The 18,516-nt window shown below is 36.6% G+C and carries 17 protein-coding genes and 1 pseudogene; 12 read left to right on the top strand and 6 right to left on the bottom strand.

Annotated features, from left to right (window positions below; all coding sequences use genetic code 11):
- Window positions 1-278: 278 nt before the first annotated feature.
- Together BLP58_RS00770 and thrC are read right to left on the bottom strand one after the other, a co-directional pair.
- Entirely contained in the window at window positions 279-1,634 is a 1,356-nt protein-coding gene (locus tag BLP58_RS00770) for an aspartate kinase (RefSeq protein ID WP_013853962.1), read from the bottom strand.
- 17 nt (window positions 1,635-1,651) lie between these two features.
- A complete protein-coding gene (thrC, locus tag BLP58_RS00775; protein WP_013853963.1) occupies window positions 1,652-3,142 on the bottom strand; it encodes a threonine synthase in 1,491 nt (496 codons plus the stop codon).
- A 112-nt stretch (window positions 3,143-3,254) separates the two neighbouring features.
- Here thrC and BLP58_RS00780 point away from each other — a divergent pair, with 112 nt between their 5' ends.
- Both BLP58_RS00780 and thrB read left to right on the top strand, forming a co-directional pair.
- Window positions 3,255-4,490, top strand: a complete 1,236-nt coding sequence (locus BLP58_RS00780) for a homoserine dehydrogenase (protein ID WP_013853964.1) — start codon at window positions 3,255-3,257, stop codon at window positions 4,488-4,490.
- Window positions 4,491-4,502: 12 nt separating this feature from the next.
- The gene (thrB, locus tag BLP58_RS00785; RefSeq protein ID WP_013853965.1) at window positions 4,503-5,366 is read left to right on the top strand and encodes a homoserine kinase; all 864 of its coding nucleotides are present in this window, start codon (window positions 4,503-4,505) and stop codon (window positions 5,364-5,366) included.
- Between the two features lie 32 nt (window positions 5,367-5,398).
- On the opposite strand, the gene BLP58_RS00790 is transcribed toward thrB, so the two are convergent.
- Complete coding sequence (locus tag BLP58_RS00790) at window positions 5,399-6,043, bottom strand: hypothetical protein (protein WP_013853966.1); 645 nt, start codon at window positions 6,041-6,043, stop codon at window positions 5,399-5,401.
- A 167-nt stretch (window positions 6,044-6,210) separates the two neighbouring features.
- On the opposite strand from BLP58_RS00790, the gene msrA reads away from it, so the two are divergent.
- Both msrA and BLP58_RS00800 read left to right on the top strand, forming a co-directional pair.
- Entirely contained in the window at window positions 6,211-6,780 is a 570-nt protein-coding gene (gene msrA, locus BLP58_RS00795) for a peptide-methionine (S)-S-oxide reductase MsrA (RefSeq protein WP_041817213.1), read from the top strand.
- A gap of 82 nt (window positions 6,781-6,862) precedes the next feature.
- A complete protein-coding gene (locus BLP58_RS00800; protein ID WP_025084065.1) occupies window positions 6,863-7,741 on the top strand; it encodes a YitT family protein in 879 nt (292 codons plus the stop codon).
- Window positions 7,742-7,801: 60 nt separating this feature from the next.
- On the opposite strand, the pseudogene BLP58_RS00805 reads toward BLP58_RS00800, so the two are convergent.
- Together BLP58_RS00805 and BLP58_RS00810 are read right to left on the bottom strand one after the other, a co-directional pair.
- Window positions 7,802-8,425, bottom strand: a pseudogene (locus BLP58_RS00805) (M23 family metallopeptidase).
- Between the two features lie 212 nt (window positions 8,426-8,637).
- Window positions 8,638-9,444: a pyruvate, water dikinase regulatory protein gene (locus BLP58_RS00810; protein WP_025084066.1), complete on the bottom strand. Its 807-nt coding sequence runs from the start codon at window positions 9,442-9,444 to the stop codon at window positions 8,638-8,640.
- Between the two features lie 201 nt (window positions 9,445-9,645).
- On the opposite strand from BLP58_RS00810, the gene rpsU reads away from it, so the two are divergent.
- Entirely contained in the window at window positions 9,646-9,822 is a 177-nt protein-coding gene (gene rpsU / locus BLP58_RS00815) for a 30S ribosomal protein S21 (protein WP_002880182.1), read from the top strand.
- A 229-nt stretch (window positions 9,823-10,051) separates the two neighbouring features.
- Here rpsU and BLP58_RS00820 read toward each other — a convergent pair whose 3' ends face one another.
- Window positions 10,052-11,281: an IS110 family RNA-guided transposase gene (locus BLP58_RS00820; RefSeq protein ID WP_013853971.1), complete on the bottom strand. Its 1,230-nt coding sequence runs from the start codon at window positions 11,279-11,281 to the stop codon at window positions 10,052-10,054.
- Window positions 11,282-11,648: 367 nt separating this feature from the next.
- Here BLP58_RS00820 and BLP58_RS00825 point away from each other — a divergent pair, with 367 nt between their 5' ends.
- The 7 genes from BLP58_RS00825 (at window position 11,649) to glyS (ending at window position 18,496) form a co-directional block, all read left to right on the top strand.
- Window positions 11,649-12,092 carry a GatB/YqeY domain-containing protein gene (locus BLP58_RS00825; protein WP_013853972.1) on the top strand — a complete coding sequence of 148 codons (444 nt, stop codon included), beginning with the start codon at window positions 11,649-11,651 and terminating at the stop codon, window positions 12,090-12,092.
- 22 nt (window positions 12,093-12,114) lie between these two features.
- Window positions 12,115-13,068: a PhoH family protein gene (locus BLP58_RS00830; protein ID WP_013853973.1), complete on the top strand. Its 954-nt coding sequence runs from the start codon at window positions 12,115-12,117 to the stop codon at window positions 13,066-13,068.
- Between the two features lie 9 nt (window positions 13,069-13,077).
- The gene (ybeY, locus tag BLP58_RS00835) at window positions 13,078-13,602 is read left to right on the top strand and encodes an rRNA maturation RNase YbeY (RefSeq protein WP_013853974.1); all 525 of its coding nucleotides are present in this window, start codon (window positions 13,078-13,080) and stop codon (window positions 13,600-13,602) included.
- Window positions 13,602-14,507: a GTPase Era gene (era, locus tag BLP58_RS00840; protein ID WP_013853975.1), complete on the top strand. Its 906-nt coding sequence runs from the start codon at window positions 13,602-13,604 to the stop codon at window positions 14,505-14,507. The genes ybeY and era overlap by 1 nt, the downstream gene beginning before the upstream one ends.
- Window positions 14,508-15,260: a DNA repair protein RecO gene (gene recO, locus BLP58_RS00845; RefSeq protein ID WP_013853976.1), complete on the top strand. Its 753-nt coding sequence runs from the start codon at window positions 14,508-14,510 to the stop codon at window positions 15,258-15,260. It begins immediately after the preceding gene.
- A gap of 262 nt (window positions 15,261-15,522) precedes the next feature.
- Window positions 15,523-16,440 (top strand): glycine--tRNA ligase subunit alpha, encoded by a 918-nt coding sequence (gene glyQ, locus BLP58_RS00850; RefSeq protein ID WP_013853977.1) that lies wholly within the window; start codon window positions 15,523-15,525, stop codon window positions 16,438-16,440.
- Entirely contained in the window at window positions 16,433-18,496 is a 2,064-nt protein-coding gene (glyS, locus tag BLP58_RS00855; RefSeq protein ID WP_025084068.1) for a glycine--tRNA ligase subunit beta, read from the top strand. The genes glyQ and glyS overlap by 8 nt, the downstream gene beginning before the upstream one ends.
- Window positions 18,497-18,516 lie beyond the last annotated feature (20 nt).

Raw genomic sequence — 18,516 nt, forward strand, 5'->3', positions numbered from 1 at the left:
AATGATCATCGATATACATATCCTTTCCATTGAATGTTTAAACTATAACAAGCAATTATTAAGAATTTTTAGATAAATGTTTAGGGATTGATTAAGAAAATAAAGCTAGGCAAAGTAGAATTAAGCAAGTAAAATATAGTTAGAGTCAAGTCTAATGTTGAAGACATTGGTTGATAGTAAATAATCAATAAATTAATTCAATCTAAAAAAGCTCATTTTTGAGCTTTTTTGTTTTATGTGCAATTGATTCATATAATAATTATTATGTTAAATTATGCTTATGCATTGAAATTATCATAGATAGTTTTAATCACTGCTTCTTCATCTTGGCGTCTTGTGCCGATCATAATTGAGATTTGTGATGCCCCTTGATTGATCATCTGAATGGAGATGTTCTTTTTACCCAAAGGGTAGAGGATACTAGCACAGAGCGTCAGTTTGTCCTTCATTCCTTCACCTACTACCATGGTAATAGCATAATCATCGATCCATTGCATTTGATCTGGATTAAGACTAGTTTGAATCTCATTACAGATTACATCAATTAGTTGATCACTTAAGGCATCTTTTTTGAAGATAATCGTTAAGTCGTCAATTCCAGAAGGCATATGTTCATATGAGACGTGATGCTTATTGAAGATTTCCATTAACTTTAATGTGAAACCAGATCCCTTGTTAAGCATGTATTTTCTCAAGTACAAGGCGGCAAAATTCTTTCCGCCAGCAATACCGGTAATTGTTCTTTGAGGAACAAAGTTATCTTCAGGGACAATTAAGGTACCAGGCTTTTCAGGAGCGTTCGTATTTTTAACATTAACTGGAATTTCACCTTGAATTGCAGGAATTAACGCCTCATCATGAAAAACGGAGAAGCCAGCATAAGATAATTCTCGCATTTCTTGATAGGTCATCTTTTTGATTGGTTTAGGGTGATCGATAATGCTGGGATTGGCGGAGAAGATCGCGTCAACATCCGTAAAATTTTCATATAAATCCACATTGAAGCCGCGAGCCAAAATTGCACCTGTAATATCAGATCCACCACGCGAGAAGGTAGCGATATGTCCGGATGGAGTGATACCGTAGAAGCCAGGGAAAATGATTCGCTCATCCGTTTGGAGCTGAATCCGCTTTAAATTAATATAAGTTTCTGGATTGACCTCTGCATTGTTAGGCGTGCCGGTGACGATTAAGCCAACATCTTTAGGCTCTAAAAAGCGCGCTTTGATTCCTTGATGTTGTAGAATCTTTGCTGTTAGCATTGCGTTAAGTCTTTCACCATGAGCTTTAAAGGTAGCCATGCGATAGTCCGCGTTAGGATAGTCAAGCTTAGGTAAAGCAAATAAAAGTCGCTTAATCTCCGCCAATTCTTTTTCGGGTAGATCGAAATATTGTGCGATTAATTCATAGCGCTTAAAAATTTTGTTAGCAATATTGTCATAGTTGTTGCTTCTTAAGCTAGTGTAGGCATAAGTAATTAATAAATCAGTTACCTTAATATCAGCGGCATTTCTTTTCCCAGGAGCGGAAACCACAATAATTTTACGGTCTGGATCACTTTTAATAATATTGAGTGCCTTATCAACATTATTGCCACTAGCTAAGGAAGATCCACCAAATTTTACAACTTTCATATTTATCCCCTTTTAAATTATTTCAAATTTAAAATAGTACTAATCATCTTTTCCATATCGGCTGGTTCGATTATCTTTTCCGCATGAGGTTCGCGGTCAGACAAAGCACGTACGCCGATTGCTAATTGACCCCCAAGTTTCTCATGTAATTTCTTAATAGCTGGGATGCCAGTTTGAGGACATTCACGACCAGTAATAGCCTCATAGACGGTTTCAGGAAACTTATAAGGACTAGCAGTAGAGATGATTATCATTTTAGTGGTGTCACTAGTTTGTTTTTGATATTGGTGAGCAACATAAGAGCCGACTGCGGTATGTGGATCGATGACATAGCGATCATAATTATAAATCCGTTTAATTTCTGCTTGGACTTGCTTTTGAGTGGCGAAGCCAGCAGAAAAGATATGCTTTAATTGGGTGAAGATCTGCTTATCTATTTGATAATGACCGCGCTGGGTTAATTGATTCATTAGACTAGCAATTTGCTGGTTGTTTTCATCATAAAGATCAAACAATAATCTTTCCAGGTTGCTGGAAACCAAAATATCCATTGCAGGTGCATTAGTCACATGGAATTTACGCCGCTTGTCATAAACGCCGTTCTCGAAGAAATCGGTTAGGACATTGTTTTCATTAGAGGCGCAAATTAGTTTTTTTATTGGCAAACCCAATTTTTTGGCATAGTAGCCAGCTAAAATATCACCAAAGTTGCCAGTGGGGACTGTAAAGTTTACCTCGTCGCCTAATTTAATTTCTTGCCGACGAACTAATTGCCCGTAAGTGTAGAGATAATAAGAGATTTGTGGCACTAAACGACCAATATTCATGGAATTGGCAGAAGAGAATTGAAAATCATTTTGAATAAGTCGCATTTTGAAGTGCTCATCATTAAAGATTTTTTTGACTTCGGTTTGAGCATCATCGAAGTTGCCTTTAATAGCAATAGCCTGCAAATTTTTGCCACGTTGGCTGAGCATTTGCTTTAATTGAACTGGACTAACACCGCCTTCAGGATAGAAGACAATCACATCTGTTCCTGCTTGGTTAGCAAAACCACGCATTGAAGCAGTTCCGGTGTCTCCAGAAGTAGCCGTCAAGATAATAATTTTATGATCAGTCTGTTCAATTTGGACAGCACGTGTCATTAACTGTGGCAGCATTTGCAAGGCGATGTCTTTAAAAGCTAATGTAGGACCATGAAAGAGCTCCATGTAGAAGTTATGGTCATGCTTTTCAATTGGCACAATACTACGATCATCCCATTGTTCACTGTAAGCATTAATAACTGCGGATTTAATTTGCTCTTTTGAAAAATCATCGAAAAATAAACTAATAATCATAGCGGCAATTTGTTTATAAGAAAGTTTAGGTAAGTCTTCTAATTTAAAATCAGCTTTTGGAAACTTTACCGGTACGTATAAACCGCCGTCTGGGGCCAATCCTTGAATAATTGCAGCGGGTGAATTTAAAGTCTGATTTTTGGAACCGCGAGTACTACGATATTGCATAAATAATCTTCCTATCTTATTTGAAATATAAATATATTAACTATTGTAACTTGTTTTGTCCCTGTGGTACAATCATAAAAATAAGAAAATCATTAAAAAGAGGAATAGTACAATGGCAATCAAAATCGCATTACTTGGTTTAGGAACCGTAGGCTCCGGTGTTTTAAAAATTATTAAAAATAATCAGAAAAAAATTAAACAAACAAGCGGAGAAGAGATTGTAATTAAGAAGGCCTTAGTACGTAATCCCGCTAAGCATCAGAATTTAGCTAATGAAGTTGAATTAACTACGAGTTTTGATGAGATTCTGCATGATTCTGAGATTAAGATTGTGGTTGAATTAATGGGTGGGTTGCATCCAGCTAAGGAATACATTACCGCAGCTCTGAAAGCTGGTAAGAATGTGGTTACAGCTAATAAGGATTTAATGGCAACTTTTGGTTCAGAATTAATTTCTTTAGCGGCTAACCAGCAGTGCGATTTAATGTATGATGCTAGTGTAGCTGGCGGGATCCCCATTTTACGTACGTTGAGCACCTCTTATGCTAGCGACATTATTTCCGAGATTCAGGGAATTATCAATGGTACGACTAACTATATTTTGTCGCAGATGAGTGAGAAAGGCTTAAGCTATGAGGCTGCATTGAAGATGGCACAGCAGTTAGGTTTTGCTGAAGCTGATCCCACTAATGATGTTACAGGTAAAGATGCAGCTTATAAGATTGTTATTTTAAGTAAATTTGCTTTTGGTACCAAGATCGGCATTAATGATTTTACTATTGAGGGTATCAATAACTTGCAAGATTTTGATATTAGACAAGCTAGCCGGATGGGCTACGTAATTAAGTTAATCGGTATCGCCAAGAATATTGCTGGTAAATTGTTTGTAGAAGTAGCTCCTTGTCTTTTACCTGAGAACGCCATTATGGCTCATATTAAAAATGAGCTTAATGCATTGCAGATTAAGAGTCAGAGCTTGGGAACAGCAATTTTTACTGGTCCAGGAGCAGGTAGTTCTGCTACTGCTAATTCAGTTATGAGCGATGTGATTGCCGAAACTAGCAATTTTGTCAAACAGATTAATGGTAGACCCTTTAGTAACTTCTCCAGAATAATGAAGCTCACTTCTTCAGAGGATGTAAAATATCCTTATTATTTATCTTTTGAGGCTGAAGAGACTTTATTCGCGCTGAGTAAGTTACTATCTAAGTTAGAAATTCCAATTAGAGAGATTAAGCGAATAGACAAGAAGACAGTAGTTGTAACGGAAGATATTAGTCGACGGCAATTACAGGATTTGGCTATTCAAGATTCATACTTACGGGCTAACTATAAGATTTTGCAGTAAAGAAGGAATAATATGATTATTAAAGTACCGGCTTCAACGGCAAATTTAGGACCAGGTTTTGATTCGGTGGGGATGGCAGTTTCTCTATATTTGGAAGTAGAGGTTATGGGCGTAGCAGACCGCTTCCAAGTTGATCACGTTATGAAGGGTATTCCTCATGATGAAAATAATTTAATTATTCAAACGGCTCTACAGGTTTATCCTGGATTAAAGCCATTGCACATTAATGTTAAAAGCGATATTCCATTAGCTCATGGCTTAGGAAGCAGTTCTAGTGCAATTGCTGCAGGGATTGAGCTAGCTGATTATTTTGGCAAATTAGGGTTATCTAATGAGGAAAAAGTTCAAATTGGGGCAAAAATTGAAGGTCACCCAGATAATATGGCCCCAACAATCTTGGGCGGTTTAGTCGTAGGAACAGAAGTAGGGCATCATTTTGATGCAGTTAGCGCACCATTGCCACCGTATACATTAGTTGCATATGTACCTAACTATAATTTGCCAACTAAAAAGGCTCGTGCAGTTTTACCAAAGGAGTTAAACTTTAAAACGGCAACTCACGGTTCAGCGATTGCTAATACTTTTGTTGCAAGCTTGTTTGCTCAAAAATATAATCTTGCAGGTGAGTTAATGGAGCAAGATGCGTTTCATGAACCATATCGAGAAAGGCTAGTACCAGAATTGTTACAAGTACGTGAAGTTGCTCATCAAAAGCATGGTCTAGCAACTTACCTTAGTGGTGCGGGCTCGACAATCATGACTTGGATTGAATCAGAACATGTGAATGGATTTTTATCCGGGCTTAAGAAACATGACTTGAAAGACAAAACGGTTATCCTGCAGCCTGATGAGTATGGTGTACAAATTATAGATTAAGAAAACGACTCTGTTTTGAGTCGTTTTTGAATTTATTCATCAAATGCTTCAGCGAATGAATCGCCATCAACTAATACTCTTTTAGCATTCACAGCATACCAGTAAGGAATAATTTCTTTATCATCGTCTGTTTCAAGTTCACAATTAGCAATATCTAAAATTTTGTCTAGTTCTTTAGACTTAATCTTGGGATATAGTTTTAAAAAAGCCACTTTAGTTATGCCGTTTTGTGTAAAGCCACTATTAGCATAATTTTCAGTATTAATATCCTGAAAATCAGTCAGATCATAACGTGGCTTTAATTCATCGTCAAAGTATTTGATCTCAATGTCTTCGATCTCCATAAAGGCACCTAGTTGATTAGCCATATAGGGTAACTTATTTGCTAATTGTTCAGCAGTGTAACCAGCTTGGTTAATATTTTGCTGGTGATGCTTTTTCAGCCAAATTTTACGAACGGCATGTGCATCATGACGCGTGCTAATTATATTTTTAACTTTTTTAATAGTCGCTTGATGATGATTGACAGCTTTTTGCCATTCAATACGGTTAGGGTAAAATTGACGATATCTAACTGGGAAGGGATGGTTAATTGTGTTAAAAATATAGTTAAGCTTATCAGTTGAATAAGACTTTAATTCATTCTCACGCCAAACTAATGTGTAATATGAACTCATGTAGATTCACCTTTCTTTTTATGCATTATAGCGTTTATTGAGGTCAAAGGATACTTTACATAATTTTTATTATTAAACATTTAAGTTATATTATTAGAAATTTATGAGATACGTTGTATAATATCGATAAGCAGGAAAATTCAAAGAAAATGGAGGATTTACCAAGAATGACAGAGAATAACAAGCAAGTTAAAGCCATTGATACCAAGGCAAAAGCCCAATATGATACGGCTATCTTTGCCGGCGGTTGTTTTTGGTGCATGGTGGAACCATTTGATACAGTAGACGGCGTGGAAAAAGTGATTTCAGGTTATACTGGTGGACACGTTGCTAATCCTACTTATCAAGAAGTATGTACTGGTAAAACCGGTCATACTGAAGCAGTAGAAATTATCTATGATCCAAATAAAATTTCCTATGAAAAGCTATTAGACTATTATTGGCAAGTAACGGATCCAACTGATGCAATGGGACAATTTCAAGATCGTGGTGACAATTACCGTCCTGTAATCTTCTATAACTCTGAAGCTCAAAAGAAAGCAGCAGAAAAATCTAAAGCGGATTTAGCTAATAGTGGTCGTTTTGATCAACCGATTGTTACCAAAATTGAAAAAGCACAGCCATTTTATCCAGCAGAGGAATATCATCAAGAGTTTTATAAAAAAGATCCAGCAAGATATGCTCTTGAAGAAGCAGGGGGTCGCACTGACTTTATTAAAAAACACTGGAAGAAATAGACTTTTTCTATTGGTCCTGCTCTTAACTTTTGTTAAACTTAACATGTTCACAAAAGTGTATTTGATTGAGGATTGATATATTATGGATCAATTAGACAAATTCAACAGGCGTTATAATTTTATTTCTAAATTGTCTGCCGCATTCTTCTATTCGATTGCAGTCGCTATTGCCTTGAACTTCTTTTGGACGCCAGGGCACATGTATTCATCAGGAATTACAGGGTTTGCGCAGTTGATTAACACTGTCAGTGAGAGATTTTTGCCTTTTACTTTATCAACTTCATTGATGTATTTTGCCTTGAATTTTCCTCTGTTTATTTTGGCATGGTTTAAAATTGGTCATAAGTTTACATTCTTTACCATTGTTGCCGTTGCCTTGGGTTCGATTATGATGCATGCAATTCAGCCATGGCAGATGCATCTTGATCCGGTAGTTTGTGCAATCTTTGGTGCATCAATTAACGGGATCGGAACTGGCCTAGCTTTAAAAAATGGTATTTCGACTGGTGGACTTGATATTTTAGGAATTGTAATTAGACAGAAAACTGGCATTAGTTATGCTAAGTTTAATATCTTTATTAACTTAATTATCATTGCTGCCGCTGGATTTATGTTCGGTTGGACACGTGCCCTTTATTCAGCCTTAACTATTTTTATTAACGGGCGTGTGATCGATGCAGTTTACACGCAACATCAAAAAATGCAGGTAATGATTGTAACGCAACATCCGCAACATATTATCGACGGCATTCAAAATCGAATGCACCGTGGAATTACGATTCTACATGATGCTGAGGGTGCATACAGTCACATTGAAAAAACTGTGTTAATTACGATTATCGATAGATACGATATGTATGACATTAGGCAAATCGTTCAACAAGCTGATCCTTACGCTTTCATGAGTGTTGGTGAAGTTGAAAAAGTATACGGGCGGTTTAAAGAACAAGAAATTGTATAATCCAAAAAACGCGCTGGTTAATCCAACGCGTTTTTGTTTACTATTGAAAATACAATTTAATTACTTTTTATAATGCTTTTTAATGACATTAATTGGGTTTAACCACGTGCCGTTATTAACGTTCCAGTTATTGCAAGGAAAGCCATGTTTGTTGATGTACTTTTTGGTAGTCTTAGTGACGCCTAAGTGAAGGTGAGAACCAGTTAAACGACCAATTTTTTGACCAGCCTTGATCTTTTAGCCCTTTTTAACGTAGATGTCACTCTTTTTATTAAAACCCTCTTGATAAATTTCTACATATTTATCTGGGCTAATTACCCAAATGAACCAGCCTAGTCCGCTACCATAAGCAACTTTTTTAACTTTACCGGCATGAATAGCGTATACAGGTGAGTAGCCAACTTCCGAATGACCAAAATCCCAGCCATCATGAAAATAAGAAGGCGGATTAACTGAACGTAAATAGTCGGTCATTCCAAAAGTTTGAGCATTGGACATTGGTCGGACACCGTATTTGTCACACGCCTTAAATGGGTAAACCCATTTGTTGTCCTTAATTTTTTCAGTAATTAGTGTAGTTGCTTCGTCAATGGTATCGGCTGAGGCGACTGCACTAGTCATGTTTAAGCTTGAACCTACTAAAACTGCACTTAATAAAGCAATAATTGGTTTGCATAATTTCATATATCTATATTAATCAGGATGTGCCTGATATATCTTCTCTCTATCAATTGACCTAGACCATTGTAACGCACTTATTTTACGAGACAGTTACAAAAACGTTTCTACTAACAAAAAGTCAGCAAAAAAGGACTAAATAACAAAAAGTCAGCAAAAAAGGACTAAAATTTTATTTTTTAGTCCTTCGTATGATTGATTAATTATTTTACTTTAGATTAGTTAGCTTGATTGTCGATTCCTAGGTGTTCTAGAATAAGAGCAGCGGTTTCTTCAATTGAACGGTGAGCTACGTTGATGACATAGCAGCCAAGTTCCTTATACAATTTTTGTGCTGATTCAAGCTCTTTGTTAATTGAATCCATATTGGAGTAGGCAGTATCTGGATTTAGTCCATAAGAAATCATTCTTTGACGTCTAATTTCGTTTAAAACAGATGGGTCATTAGTCAAACCGATAATCTTCTTAGGATCAATTTCATAAATTTCCTTTGGAATATGGGTTTCTGGAACAAGTGGTAAGTTGGCCACCTTCAAGTTCTTGTTAGCTAAGAATAACGAAAGTGGTGTCTTAGAAGTTCTTGATACACCTAACAAAACAACGTCTGCTTCAAGGAAGCCTTTAGGATCTTTACCATCATCGTACATTACGGCGAATTCCATTGCAGAAATTCGGTCAAAGTATTTTTTATTCAAACTGTGTTGTGCACCAATCTTTTGGTTAGGTTTTAAATGAGTTATTTGTTGAATTGCTTCTACTATTGGTGAAAGTATATCAACACATTGGATTTGATGCTCGCGTGCAAATTTTATAATGGGCATTTGCATTTCATCTTTGACTAAACTGTAAATAATTACGAGGTTAGGGTATTTTTCAATTTCCTGGAAAACTTCGTTTAATTTCTTTTGATCAGTAATAAATGGATAACGACGATAGTTGATCTTTGCATCAGGAAATTGTGCAGCAGCTGCAGCAGCATCGGAAATGATGATAATATTTAATTCTTTGTTATTTGTTTCTGCCATATGTTAGTACCTCTTTCTTTTAGATAAATTATACTATTAATGAAAGCGGATTAACAACTAAAACATAATCAATCTAAAAGTGGGAAAAATCTAGAAACTTTTTTAAAAAATATTAGAAAATGCATTGACCCAAAAGATTAGTTTGGTATAATTTAAATAAATGTATGGCGTAACGCCAAGAAATGGAAGGAGGGATCACACATGGCTAAGACAATCGTTCACGAAAACGAGTCTATTGATGATGCTCTTCGTCGTTTCAAGCGTTCCGTTTCTAGAAGTGGTACTTTACAAGAATACCGCAAGCGCGAATTCTACGAAAAACCTAGTGTTCGTAGAAAGTTGAAGTCAGAAGCTGCACGTAAGCGTAGACATTATTAATAATGTCTGCAAGGAGCTTGCCCAGAAATGGGTAGGCTTTTTGTTTTCTACCCAAAGTCAAGGGTTATCAGTAGTTTAAAAAGAATTTTTTGCTTGTTATAGTGGTGCGAATAAGGCCAGATAAAAACATAACAAGATGTGATAGGAAACACAAGTATCACAAAGAAGCCTATGATGTCTTGTAGTTTTTTCATAGACTGTTATACTGAAACTGATCATTTGATTTCAACTAAAGTCTTTGATTATCTGTGGCTATGTTGTAATCATACAATTGATCATGTTTGATAAGAGCAAACATTGTGCGTATCAGTTTGTGGACTGATGCAATGGCGATCTTCTTATAGCCTTGGCTATTTGAAGATCGTTTTTTCTTATCATAGTAATCAGTGATATGACAAGGCTGGGTAGTCTTTGTCGTCTCCATTTGAGTAATCGTTCGATAAAGAATTTTTCTGGCAATATGATTGCCATGCTTAGTGATGCCTAAATGACTGTCTTTTTCACCTGATTGATATCTTCCTGGATCAATACCAACGAAAGCATCAATTTGAGCTGAGGTATCAAAGCGTCTTAAGTTTCCCAATTCTGCTACTAATCTAACTGCAGTAGTTTTGGCGATACCAGGAATACTTTCATAGATAGTTAAAGACCGTGCGTTTAGCTGTAAGACTAATTTCTCCATGTAATTAATCACATTATTTCTTTCCGTACTTAAAGAAAGCAGATTGGCAATGTTACGCTGAATTGCGCGAATAGTAATACTTTTTTCAGTGTCGTACGGATATGCTTGTCTGGCTAAAGCATAGAGTCTAGTCGTTAAGTATTGTGCTCTTTGTCTGCCAATGCTTGAAATGGCTAACAGACTTTGAAAGACTTGAGTTTCATTGCGATTCAAGACATATTGAGCATGTGGAAACAGACTGGCAATTGTCCAGTAAACTCTGCCAGACGGGACTGAAAGCAGACTTTCTAGCTGAGGAAAGGTTGACTGCAAATTGCGATGAAGCTGGTTCTTATTAACCACTAAGGCTCGGGTAAGTTCTTCATAATAGCGACTTGCATTTTGTAGTTCATGGTACTCTCTAGATTGCGGCTGACGCAGCTTCTGTGGCGCATTAAATTGAATTAAAGCTAAGCGATAAGCATCCACCTTATCGGTTTTATTATGGCGTAAATTGTTGTCCATCAGCTTTTTAGCTTTTAAAGGATTAAGCTTCAAGTACTTAATATGATAATCCTCTAAAAAAGCCTGCAGACTAAGCGAATAAACACCCGTAGCTTCAAAAACAACTAAAGGCGTGATCAAGTATTGATTTAAATGATCCAGCAGCTCCTGATAGCCGAATGAATCATTAGTAATCTTAAAAGTTTTGCCTTGCTTAACACGATCGATTACTACACAAACTGTAGAAGATTTACTGCTAACATCAATGCCAAAGATAATATTTTGTTTCATCATTCTAACCTCCAAGTGAAGATAAATAGTTTTATCAACCTACTAGTTCTCATTTTCTGAACTCGGCATCAAGTGCCCACAGACTTCGAAGAGACTTATAAATAGGCGGTAAAGCAGTCCGTTTTGCTTACGACATCAAGTGTTGAAAAAAGCGAAGACTTTATTTGCTTTATTTTCACTTTCTATTTTAAACAAAAAGTGCCAGATCATGAATCCGTCGATTCACGATCCAACACTAGGTTAGTATGTTTTGCTTGATTATCAATTAAGAATACTAATCATAAGTTTTTTATTTCGGTTTAAATAAAACAAATAACGGATTGTTTGCTATAATATGATTGGATTTCTAATGGAAGGAAGGATGCACAAAGTGAGTTTGTCAGATAAAATCATGGCTGATATGAAATCAGCTATGAAGAATCACGATAAGACTACTCTTAATACTGTTCGGATGATTAAGTCGGCTTTGATGAATGAAAAAATCAAGGCAGGTCACGACTTAACACCGGATGAAGAATTAACAGTTCTTAATCGTGAGAAGAAGCAAAGAGAAGAATCAATCGCTGAGTTTGCTAAAGCTAAACGCGATGATTTGGCTGAGGAAACTAAGAAAGAATTAGCAGTAGTTGAAAAGTACATGCCTAAGCAAATGAGCAAGGATGAACTTGAATCTGCCGTTAAGGAAACGATTGATGAAGTTGGTGCCAAAGGCAAGTCCGATTTCGGTAAGGTGATGAAAGCCCTAATGCCTAAAATTAAGGGACGTGCTGATGGTAAAGCTGCTTCACAAGCAGTGCGTGATCAGCTGAATTAGTAACAAGAAGGAGCGGGTCTTTTTGGCTCAAACAACTTTTATACCTCAAAAGCCAGATAATATTCAAAAATTAGTTGGAGTTAATGATGAAAATCTAAAGCTTCTTTCTGAAGGCTACGATTTGTCTGTATCAGATACCGGTAATGAAATTGTTATTGCAGGTGATGATGAGGCAAAGATCAAGAAAACTGTTGCTGTTTTAAAAGCATTAGACAGTGTTGTGAATACCGGCGTTAACGTTGGTGCGCCCGACACTGTCAGCGCAATGAAAATGGCAGACAAGGGTACGACTGAATACTTTGCAGATCTGTATAAGAAGGTTTTGATTCGGGATGCTAAAGGTAGACCGATCAGAGTGAAAAATATGGGTCAAAAGCGTTACGTTGAAGCCATTAATAAATCAGACGTTGTTTTTGGAATAGGACCAGCTGGTACTGGTAAGACTTTCTTGGCAGTTGTCTGTGCAATTGCGGCTTTCAAAAAAGGTGAGGTTTCTAGAATTATTTTAACTAGACCGGCTGTAGAGGCTGGTGAGTCACTTGGATTTTTACCTGGAGATTTGAAGGAAAAAGTTGATCCATATTTGAGACCAATTTATGATTCTTTATACGCTATTCTTGGCAACAATACGACTGATCGTTTAATGGAACGAGGTGTAATTGAAGTCGCTCCGTTGGCTTATATGCGTGGACGGACATTAGATGATGCTTTTGTAATTCTAGATGAAGCTCAAAATACTACAGATTCGCAGATGAAGATGTTTTTGACTCGTCTTGGCTTTAATTCCAAGATGGTCGTGAATGGAGATATGACTCAAGTCGATTTACCGGGACGACAGCATAGCGGTTTAATTGATGTTAGACATATTTTGAAAAATATCGATCAAATCAAATTCATTAATTTTTCTGCTCAAGACGTTGTACGTCATCCTGTAGTTGCTAAGATTATTACTGCTTATGAAAAAAGAGGACATTAAACACTAAAGATGGATCCAATTGAGATTACTTATAATGATGAAGTTGGCTTTTTAGATGATAAGAAGCGTAACTGGCAAGACTGGATTATGAAGCTTTTGCTTTTAGCAAAAAAAGAAATTGGCAAAGAAAATAACTTAGAAATGAGTATTAATTTTGTCGATGAAGATCGCAGTCATGAGATTAACTTGAAATATCGTGATAAAGATCGTCCGACAGACGTTATTTCTTTTGCAATTGAAGATGGTGAGGATTCAATTGATATGGCGTCTTTCGAAAATGATCCCGATTTTCAAGAAGATATTGGAGACTTGTTCATGTGTCCTAGCGTAATTAAGCGTCATAGCAAGGAGTATGGTACGGGCTTTAATCGAGAGTTTGGATATACGGTTGTCCATGGCTTCTTACACCTGAATGGATACGATCACATTGATCCTAAGGAAGCAAAGGAAATGTTTGGTATTCAAGGTAAGGTGCTTGAGGATTATGGCTTGCCGCTTTATCCTGATCAATTAGATGAAGGCAGAGGTAAATAATGAAAGAAAATAAATTTAAATCTGGCTTTGTAGCCTTGGTTGGTCGACCAAATGTAGGAAAGTCAACCTTGATGAATTATTTAGTTGGTCAAAAAGTAGCAATTACTTCGAGTAAGCCTCAGACCACGCGCAATCGCATTTCAGGCATATATACTTCCGATCAAATGCAAGTAGTGTTTGTTGATACACCTGGTATTTTTAAACCACATTCTAAGCTTGATGATTACATGGATAAAGCTAGTCTTTCTAGTTTAAATGATGTTGATTTAGTTTTATTCATGGTTGAGCCAGAAGATATTGGCAAGGGTGATCAATATATTGCTAGCTTGCTCAAAGAAGTCACAGTTCCTGTATTTCTAGTAATTAATAAGGTTGATCAAATTCATCCTAATAAGCTTCTGCCAATTATAGATTCTTATAACAAGTTGGATGGCTTTAAGGAGATACTACCAATCTCGGCCACTCAAGGAATTGGTATTGAGGATCTGCTCAAAACGATTAAGCAATATTTGCCAGAGGGACCACAATATTATGGGGCTGATCAGATCACAGATCGTCCAGAATATTTTGTAGTTGCAGAACTAATTCGTGAACAGATTTTACGGCTTACTTCGCAAGAAGTACCACATGCTACTGCAGTTGCCGTTGATCAAATGAATAAACACCAAAATGGTAAATTATTGATTGAAGCGACCATCTATGTTGAAAAAGATGGTCAAAAGGGCATTATCATTGGAAAAGCTGGTAAAATGCTAAAACAAATTGGCATTAATTCTCGTAAAGAAATAGAACATTTACTAGGTGAAAAAGTCAATTTGCGGCTCTGGGTTAAAGTTCAACATAACTGGCGCTCAGATCCAAGCTTTTTGAAATTAATTGGCTACGATCAGAAGGAACTTAATTAGATGGTACGTGAACTTAAAGAAGTTCAGGGTATTATTTTTAAAAGGCAAAAATATAAAGAAGCAGATTTATTAGCTAAAATCATGACTAAAAATGATGGCATTATCACGTTAATTGTCAAGGGCGCGCTTCGACCCAAGTCACGCCTAAGTGCAGCAACGATAAATTTTTCGGCAGGAACCTATGTCATTTATACTAACGGTCATGGTTTAAGCAATCTGCGTACGTATAAAGAAGTAAAGCAATTCGATGGTTTATATCAAGATTTAACTAAGAATGCTTATGCTTCTTTTATTTTTGATTTAATTGATCATGCGTTTGTCGAATACCAACCATTAGGTAGATATTACGACTTAGCCATGTTTGCCCTGAAGAAAATAAATGATGGCGTTGATAGCGAAATGATTACTCAAATTGTACAAATGAAACTATTAAGCGCGTATGGAGTAGAACCGCAATTAGCTCATTGTGTTATTTGCGGCAAAGAAAAAGGAATCTTTGATTATTCTATTAAAATGGGTGGCGTTATTTGCAATGATCATTTTGGTGTGATAACTAGCAGGATGCATTTGAAGCCTAAAGAAACAGCGGTCCTAAGGACAATTGGATTATTGCCAATTGAACGATTAGGAACTATTAAAATAAGTGAAGAAACTAAAAAAGCTACTCGTAAGGCAATTGATCGAATATATGGTGCGACAATTGATTTGAATCTTAAAACGAAAAAGTTTTTAGATGAATTAAAGCTATTTTAGTTGAGTAAAAATCTGGTTTATCCCTAATTCCTGTGTTAAAATAAAAAGCGTATTTGGCAGTGATGAGGATTTAGAAAAGTACTAGTTCAGCGAGTGTCGTTTGATGAGAGGACACCTAGGAAAAGGCCCCTCTAGCCATGTTCAATTAAGGTGCAGGAAGAACACTTCCTGAATTAGGGTGGAACCGCGAGATATTTCGTCCCTATGCAAAATTTTGCATAGGCTTTTTTTATGGCCTAGCGCAGGAGGAGAATTAAGGAAAATGGCAGATAAGAAATTAAACATTCAAAATATGATCTTTAAGCTGGAACAATTCTGGTCCTCCAAAGGTTGTATGATTATGCCTTCATATGATGTGGAGAAGGGTGCAGGTACGATGAGTCCTTACACATTTCTTCGTGCAGTTGGTCCAGAACCATGGGCAGCTTGCTATGTAGAGCCTTCAAGAAGACCTGCAGATGGACGTTATGGTAAAAACCCTAACCGGTTATTCCAACACCACCAATTCCAAGTTGTTATTAAGCCAGCTCCTAAGGATATTCAACAATATTACTTAGATAGTTTGAAGGTATTAGGTATCGATCCTTTGGAACACGATATTCGTTTCGTAGAAGATAACTGGGCTAATCCATCAATGGGTTGTGCCGGTGTTGGTTGGGAAGTATGGCTTGACGGTATGGAAGTCAGCCAGTTTACCTACTTCCAAGTTGTCGGTGAATTGGACGTTAAGCCAACTATGAGTGAAATTACTTATGGTGTTGAAAGACTTGCTTCTTACATTCAAGATGTCAACTCAGTTTTTGATCTTGAATGGGGTAACGGTGTTTTATACCGCGATATATTTAAGCAACCTGAATATGAACACTCTAAATATGCCTTTGAAGAATCTGATCAAGAGCAATTGCTTAAGTTCTTTGACATTTATGAATCAACTGCTAAGCGTCTATTAGATAAGAATCTTGTTCATCCAGCATATGACTACATTTTAAAATGCTCTCATACATTTAATTTGCTTGATGCACGTGGCGCTGTATCAGTAACGGAACGTGCAGGTTACTTGTCAAGAATTAGAAACCTGGCCCATGAAGTTGCTGTTAAGTTTGTTGAAGAACGTGAAAAGCGTGGCTTTCCATTGCTTAAAAGCGCAGAAGATAAGAAGGCGGGGGTAGAAAATGGCTAAAGATTATTTATTTGAAATTGGTACTGAAGAAATGCCAGCTCACGTTGTGCCACGCAGCGTTAAGCAATTAGCTGACAGAACTAGAAAATTTTTAAAAGAAAATGGCTTGAAGTTTAAAGATATCAAGACCTTTTCAACTCCACGTCGTTTAACTATCTTAGTTGAAGACTTAGCAGAAAAGCAAGATGACATCGATGAAGTTAAAAAAGGTCCTGCTAAGAAGATTGCTCAAGATAAAGATGGTAATTGGACTAAAGCTGCACAAGGTTTTGCTCGCGGCCAAGGAATGACTACTGATGATATTTATTTTGAAGAGCTTAAAGGCACCGAATATGCTTATGTTCATGTGCAAAAAGAAGGTAAAAAGGCTAGCGATATTTTACTTGGCATGAGTGACATCGTTAAGGCAATGACCTTCCCAACTAAGATGCGCTGGGATTCTAATGATTTTGAGTTTGTTCGCCCAATTCATTGGCTTGTTTCATTATTTGGCAATGATGTAATTCCAGTTAAGATTTTGGATATTACTGCAGGTCGTAAGACTGAGGGACATCGCTTTTTAGGTGATTCAGTTGTTTTGGCTAACGCTGATGATTATGAAGATGCATTGAAGGATCAATACGTTATTGCGGACGCTGAAGAGCGTAAAGATATGATCGTTAACCAAATGAATGAATTGGTTAAGCAAAATAATTGGGAAATTAAGCCAGACCGTGACTTACTTGAAGAAGTAACCTACTTGGTTGAATATCCAACTGTTTTTGCTGGCTCATTTGATAAAAAGTACTTAAATATTCCTGATGAAGTATTAATTACTTCAATGAAAGATAATCAACGATATTTTGAAGTTTACGATGAAAATGGCAAGTTAATCAATCACTTTATTGCTGTTCGTAATGGTAACAAGGATTATCTTGATAATGTTATTTCTGGTAACGAAAAAGTCTTGGTTGCACGTCTAGATGATGCTCAATTCTTCTATGATGAAGATCGTAAGTATCCATTAAGTCATTTTGTTGATCGTTTAAAGAATGTTTCATTCCATGATAAGATTGGGTCAATGGCTGAAAAGATGCAACGTGTACGTATGATCGGTGATTACCTTGCTAAGCGTTGGAATTTGCCTGAAAGTGTAATTACTGACTTTGATCGTGCAAGTGAACTTTACAAGTTTGACTTAGTTACACAAATGGTTGGTGAATTTGCGGAACTCCAAGGTGTGATGGGGATGCATTATGCACGTCTTGCAGGGGAAAATGAAGATGTAGCAGTAGCTATTAAGGAACATTACATGCCAACGACTGCTGAAGGCGAATTGCCAACGACTACGGTTGGCTCACTTTTGTCAATTGCTGATAAGATTGACACAATTGTCACTTTCTTTGGTGCAGGAATGATTCCTACTTCATCTAATGATCCATATGCACTTCGTCGTTATGCTTACGGTATTGTTAGAATTTTGCTTAATGAAAAGTGGTCATTGCCATTTAATGAAGTGTTACCAGAAATTATTAAGATGCTTAATGGCGTAACCCCAGCTAAGTTGCCTAAGGGTGATGCCGACCAAGAAATTGCGGACTTTATTCGTGATCGTGTAAAGCAATACTTACAAAAGAATAAATTCAAATATGATATTATTGATGCTGTTCTTGCTTCAAGTCAACAAGATCCAAGTCAAATCTTAGCTGCAGCCAATGTATTGCAACTTCATCATGATGATGATGAATTTAAGCCAGTCGTTGAAAGCTTGACTAGAATTGATAATATTTTAAAGAAAGCTAAATTCAAGGGTGGCATTGAAGTTGATGAAAGTCTATTTGATGACAACAGTGAAAAAGAACTCTATGTTGGAGTACAAAACTTGCAGGATATTGAAGATCTAGCAGATTTGTACCAAGGCTTCGTTCAATTACAACCAGTAATTGATCAATACTTCGATACTAATATGATTATGGCTAAAGATGAGAATGTTAAAAATAATCGTTTAGCTCAGTTATCTGTTGTTAGTGAATTAGCTGATCGTTTAGGTGATTTGAGTAAACTAGTTATTAAGTAATTTAGATAGAAAAGGTGATT

The organism is Lactobacillus kefiranofaciens, assembly GCF_900103655.1.
Classification (GTDB): Bacteria; Bacillota; Bacilli; order Lactobacillales; family Lactobacillaceae; genus Lactobacillus; species Lactobacillus kefiranofaciens.